Annotated in this window: 5 protein-coding genes and 1 pseudogene; 2 read left to right on the top strand and 4 right to left on the bottom strand. The window is 35.0% G+C overall.

The window, feature by feature from the left end; translation table 11 throughout:
- Positions 1 to 151: 151 nt before the first annotated feature.
- Both A6U95_RS08720 and A6U95_RS08715 read right to left on the bottom strand, forming a co-directional pair.
- Positions 152 to 1450, bottom strand: a complete 1299-nt coding sequence (locus A6U95_RS08720) for an AAA family ATPase (protein WP_065684182.1) — start codon at positions 1448 to 1450, stop codon at positions 152 to 154.
- Between the two features lie 320 nt (positions 1451 to 1770).
- Positions 1771 to 2086, bottom strand: a pseudogene (locus tag A6U95_RS08715) (transposase); the annotation flags it as partial.
- Between the two features lie 135 nt (positions 2087 to 2221).
- Between A6U95_RS08715 and A6U95_RS08710 the strand changes: the two are divergent.
- Entirely contained in the window at positions 2222 to 3034 is an 813-nt protein-coding gene (locus A6U95_RS08710) for a DUF4225 domain-containing protein (protein ID WP_065684180.1), read from the top strand.
- A 4-nt stretch (positions 3035 to 3038) separates the two neighbouring features.
- Here the strand turns inward: A6U95_RS08710 and A6U95_RS08705 are convergent, their stop codons facing one another.
- Both A6U95_RS08705 and A6U95_RS08700 read right to left on the bottom strand, forming a co-directional pair.
- A complete protein-coding gene (locus A6U95_RS08705) occupies positions 3039 to 3365 on the bottom strand; it encodes a hypothetical protein (RefSeq protein WP_065684179.1) in 327 nt (108 codons plus the stop codon).
- Positions 3365 to 3844: an Hcp family type VI secretion system effector gene (locus tag A6U95_RS08700; protein ID WP_065684178.1), complete on the bottom strand. Its 480-nt coding sequence runs from the start codon at positions 3842 to 3844 to the stop codon at positions 3365 to 3367. Before A6U95_RS08700 ends, A6U95_RS08705 begins: the two co-directional genes overlap by 1 nt.
- 2108 nt (positions 3845 to 5952) lie before the next feature.
- On the opposite strand from A6U95_RS08700, the gene rof reads away from it, so the two are divergent.
- Complete coding sequence (rof, locus tag A6U95_RS08695; RefSeq protein ID WP_223499701.1) at positions 5953 to 6210, top strand: Rho-binding antiterminator; 258 nt, start codon at positions 5953 to 5955, stop codon at positions 6208 to 6210.
- Positions 6211 to 6249 lie beyond the last annotated feature (39 nt).

The following is a 6249-nucleotide window of genomic DNA, read 5'->3' as shown; positions in this document are numbered from 1 at the left end:
AGATGTGTATAAGAGACAGTGTCATAGGATTTATAATCTTCTATGACCTCGTCACTACGGATATTCGCAACTCGTCCTTCAATATAAATAATTGCGTCTGCATTATAAAACTTTATATAGTTTTGTAACCCACTTTTAGTTCTCGTGAAAGTCATAATAATAACAACTCCATATCAATGATATTATCTTGGTTTTTACCAACAATATCTGGGGAGTGGGTTGCAAAAATTATCTGTGCATTTGGGTTAAGCCTTGAAATAGCCCCGGTAAGCTGTTCTTGCCAGATAACATGAAGCGAAAGCTCTGGTTCGTCTGCTATATAGATAACAGACTGGGAGTTCTGTAATAAAGCCTCTCCCAATATTATTAGCAACTGCTTTTCACCAGAGGACAGTTCTTCAAGGCCTATCGCTCTTTTATCCTTAGTAACAACAACTAACTCATTTTTATCTGATACTGAAAATTTCTTTCTACCACCAAACATAGAGTTTAGTAAAGTAATGAAGTTATCTCGTGGTTTAAATATATCTGTTTTCTTTGTTTGCAAAATTTCATAGTCAGCAACTAACGTATGTGCTCGCCATGAGTTATATATGACAGAGAAATCATCAACACTTACTCCTGTTTTGTTATCTTTTGTTTTTATTTTTTCAAGTTTGGAGAAGTGTTCATTCAATTTTTTCGCATAGTATTTGTTTTCAACACCGAGCACGTCAAAAACTTCAATCAGTGTACGTCTTTCTTTCTCAATATCGATAGACTGTGAGAAATTGAAAATAGGCTTTGCTCCCTCATTATTAATTACTGCTAAAAAACTTTTCTGCTGAAACTCAAGAGCATGCTCTGAAAACTGTTGAGATAAAACAGAAAAATACCTAACCAACTCATTATTTAAATCCGTTATTTTATGATCAATAGTAGATAAGACCCTTTTTTCGCCATCTCGATTAAATATATTATCTGCTCGATTGACTGAGAGCCATGATATTTTTATTAATTCCTTAAGCATTAAACTAAGTTCATTTATACCATGAGCATGATTATGGATATCATTCTGATATACTTTCCTTCTATAAACTCTACTGCCATCTTTTAGATCTGCATAATATCTGTCAAATCTAACATCAAGAGGGAATTTTAATGCTTCATCCCTTGCTGTCTTTTTTACTTCATAAACTATAGCCTCATCACTTAAAGATACATCTTTGGTGACTTTTATGCTGGGACGACGACTTCCTCCAACCTCTTTCAATTTCACTTCAATACTATCAAACTCGATTCGTAATAATTTCTCCAAGTCAAGAGTGAGCGTTGCAGCTAACAAATTTATTAATGTTGTCTTACCTGTACCATTCACCCCAATTATAAAGTTTGTTTTATCATTGCATATTAGATTTACCTCATGGTTACCCCAGAGACCTCTAATTAGCACGGAAGTTATTATGTTCACGTTATGCACCTCAATTAATAATTAATAAAAATTTTATTATTTCATTTCAAATAATTATAATTTATAAGCTGTACACTGCCTTCTTAAAACTTATCTTCATGTTTATCGTTACAATTAATTTATCATAATTATTTTAATCAATTAGTGGGGACATTACAACAAAAATCATTAGACAAACTTGATGGTTGTAGTGGCCTATGTGAAAATAAAATATCCCTATCTATATCAATAAGATAACCATCACGCTAAATTTATTGAAAATAGCTTCCTATGAATTGTAGAAATGAGCCTGTCCATAATTCTGTGTAACTACCAGCGTATTAAAGGTGATCGTTTAGACGGTCACCGAACTCGATAATAAAGCGGCACATCGCCAACCGCCAGTTCTGAATCGGCATACTCCATTTTTTCGATTCTGCCTCGGTTGAGATTTTCCCTATGGGTATGCCAGCTTTTGCTGATTTGTGAGTATTTCTCATCCCAGACACCTGAGAACTTATCTAACACCATCAGGGCCGGGGTCTGGTACACCGTTTTCAACCAGCTGGTGACCGCTTTGTAGTCTTTCCACGACACGTACTTCAGACTCTCACGCACCATGTGGGTAATGCACAGTTGAATGTGCGTTTGCGGGTACCCAAAAGATCCATTTATCTACTGTCAAGGTAGTAGCATTTGATCACTTTCTTGTAGATTGATATCATCAACAGATGAATTAAAGTAAGCACGATATAATGATCACGCTTTTTATTTCAAAGGGATTTATTTTATATGGATAATTATTTTGGTTTTCGTGAACAAGTAAAAAACTACTACCTTGAGATGGCTCTTGCTGAATCTTATGAGTTAGGTCGCTTGGCTAACCGAGCATCTGCTTTCTACGTCAAAAATGCACAATCAAGATTTTCTTTTCAAAAAAAAATTGATGACCTGATAAATCGCCATATTTCAACTTGCCGTGCAGCAACGACTCAAGAAGGACAACGGAACGCATATGTATGTTTAAGAGCCGAAAAAAACTCGTTACAGCAACAATACGAATCATTACAGTTAAACCGTGTTAAAAAAGCAATCTACATTGAAATAACCAATGATAACGGCATATTGATCTATGTAGTAAAAGGGATTGGACTTATTGCTGGTGTTTCACAAGTAGTGGCTGGTGCTGCATCTATTCTTAGCTCAAGAGGCAGTAATATAGCTGGTTTCTTATTAGTATCTCATGGGTTTAACAATATATATGAGAATGGTTATTTTCTAATAAATGGGGAGGATGACATTGGCCCTGTAAGGGATCTATATAGAATTGTTGCTAAGAAATCCGGATGTGATAATAAGATAGCAGATATTGTTTATGGTGGTGTTGATTTGGCATTATCAGTTCATGGCTTATTCTTTACCAAAAAAGTAGTATCTGATTACAGGAGCCTAATGAACTATGAAAATGGCCCAGATACATTAAAACTTTATGATGTAATTGATGATGATCTATTAATGACTATAAAAACAATGGGTAAACTCTCATTGGGATTAGAAATCGCTGGTGATATGGTTACCGTCAGTGGAATATGGGATAATTTATAGGACGTCATTTATTGCTTTTAAAATAAAAAATTATCGATTTTGCATATCGAGGAATGTTAGTTAGAAAGCAGGATAACAGTAATAAAATAGCAAGGAATGCAGAAAATACAATTACAGTTTTTAATGTCTGTTTTATATAAATTACAGATGTGAATGCTAAAAATAAACTAAAAATTACTATAGTAGTCTTTAGCATTCTCTTACCAACATCTTTAACACCGAATGCCAAGTCTATTCCAAAAAATTTGGATTTTTTCTGTAGTTCTTTTATTTCTTTTCTTGTAAAACCAGACTCCAAAAGGAGTCTGGTTACACTTTTTATTTTTTCCATTAGTAAACCCTATCGTCCCAAATACTATAGCCACTGGTTCCAGCAATGTGATGCTGCCAAGAAATACTCTCGTACTTCAATGATATACTCTCTTGCGGTTGTGATTCATTATGGGTTGATGAATTAGGGTAAAAAATGTTGACGTCCATAATCGTAACGTTAGTCAGTTTGATGGAGTAGAATAATTCACGACCGCCATTCTGGTTGGTTCTATATATATCGATAAGTGCATCCAAGCGTTCATTGTTAGATATTGCAATTCCAATTAAAGGCGAAGACTTATCTATTGGTTTAACTATAACGAATGGGTGATGATTAACGTGCTGTTCTCTACTGATTGAATGGCTTAGTTGATAAAGATAACTTTGATCTGTATGCCCAGACTGGTATAAGTTGCCGATTGAATCTTTAGTGGAGCATCCCGCAGTAATTAACCCTTGCTTTGCACCTTTCAAGGTTAGAAAAATATCATTCGCCATATCAAATTCCTTTTAATTTAATCAGTCAAGTATCTACATGAAGTTATCACTCCCGTGAATGATAACTGCAGCCACTCATTACTCTTGAATATATTAAACCCTAAATCATAATGATAGTATCTAAAAAGCAATACATAATCAATTATTTTAGTGCTGTTAATCGATCTAAGATTGTAGGTATTGACCGGTACTGGTATATCTCAGTTGCAGCTTTACAAATCAATACCATACAGTAGCTCTTCCCTGCATAAACTAACTACGAGCATGCTAACATTCCATGATTTGCCAGTATTGAAAAAGACAAGGATATAAAGCCATTCAGCTTACGCGGTTATACAAGCATTGATATACCTCGAATTTTAACTACTACGAATTAATTCTACTTAATATAAAAAGAACTTCATTTTTTACTTACATAAGTAATCCCTTGTACTTTTCAGTTAGAAAATAACAGATCTGGATTATAATTATTTCACTGACTAAAGGTCTGTTATCTTAGCTAGGTTTTATATAAGAAATTAATTAATAATATTTTTAGCTGTCAAGTACTCACTACGTGAGCACTCTCATTAAGTAGCTAAAAGTAGTTCGCTTGCGAGGAAGCTCCTACTTTTAGTTACTTAACTCGAAACAATTAAAACGTTTAACACGATTCATACTGACGAGATTTGTTGAGGAGATATCATCCCCCCCGCAGGGGGAATGATGGAAAAAAAGTACCAATTAAGGTACTTGATTTTATTCTGACGCTGATAGTCGTCGGATTTAATTGTATTGCGAATTACTCAAATTTTAGACGGATCTATATTGTCTAATTTTTGGAGTGCGAAAGCGGGTTGCTCTGTTTCTCTCATATCGCAGTCATATGCAACGGTCGGGGGCTTACCCCACATAGTACTAAATCTATACAATCAAATTTAGTACTTGTTTCTCTGAAATTTGGACGGATCTATATTGTATAAAATCCATCGCAATTTTTCCATTCAGAAAAACTCCCTTAGCAAGTTGGTAAGGATGCGATCCTTATATGTCTATCATGGAGTACTTTAAATGCTTAGTGTACTCTTTATAGTGCCGCATTGCCGTGATTCGTGTGACTGCATATAGCTTTTATAACCGTTTTTGATTGGTTTCACTTACGTTTTTTCTACGGGTCTCTTTTGCACTTCGAACTGTTTGAACTTCTCATCTGCCATCTACATTTTCGATAGGATCAGGCTTTATTTTATTTGAGCTAATAACTCAATCAAACAGACTTTTATTTTAGAGTGAAATACTTTAACTATCTATATTATAGCACATTTTTTTACTTCGTTTCATCTATTTTACATAAATCGCACATAAACATGCCGAGTGCTAAAATATATTTAGCATGGATATTGAAAATTAATTTTAAGAACTGCCTTGATTAAACACACTGGAAAATCTCTACATTATATTCATTAATTTTTAATTCCAGTAAAATTTTTTGTAGTCTTGTATGCCCCATCAGACGAAGTAAGAGGGTATAGCCTCCAAAAAGCTCTGTAAACGATTTTGCACTGCTTTTTCTAAAACTTGATGCGGTACGTGACTTATAAGACTCAAACCTCATAGCAGGCATTCTACGAGGTTTGAGGTGTAAGATAGGAACCACTTTGGATATTCATATTTATAGCACATTTTTTGTGATCGTTTCATCTATTTTTAAGTAGTTTGGAAATCGGGGAGTGTGAAATAAAATACGCATCGTATGCTGGTGGTTGGCCCGATATATACCATACCAAATTGACAATTTTCCCGTCAGCATAAATGAAAAACTATTTTCACTATATAAAGTCTAAATTTCATTATTCCATTCTAAGTAATATTAATAATCTCATGATTAAGTACAAAAGCATCTATTTCATAACTACTGCTATCTATTTCACTTTAAAGAGTCTTTTTTGAGTGTTTTTCATCCAATCAAGTACCTACTGGCATCACTAGCTATCCACCTGTCGCTACTACAAGATTTAGTGTAGAGTTAAAAACTAGGAGTAACGACTACACTGTTTTCGTAGGCCGTTAGTGGGTTAAAACATAAGTCGTTGATTTTACAATTACTTATTATTGGAGACATTATGTTGATGAATGATGAGTACCAATCCATCAATTGCGATGACTATGAAAGCCTGGAACTCGCCTGTCAGCATAACTACATTCTGAAGCTAGAGTTACGCGACGGAGAGAAGTTCGAAGGCATTGCCACCGAGTTGAAATTTACCAAGGGCGTTGAGTACCTGATTGTCGATCAGGCCGGAAGTGCTCTCAGCTTGCGTCTGGATCACATCCTCAGTTTCAGTCATCCGGAAATCGGTACCGTGGTTGTCAGCCTGTCAGACTGACTTTGCGGTAACGCCATCTCCACAGGGCAGCCCACGGGC

This window comes from Serratia sp. 14-2641 (assembly GCF_001692375.1).
In the GTDB taxonomy this organism is placed as follows: domain Bacteria; phylum Pseudomonadota; class Gammaproteobacteria; order Enterobacterales; family Enterobacteriaceae; genus Chania; species Chania fonticola_C.
This window is presented reverse-complemented; position numbering and strand designations above follow the sequence as displayed.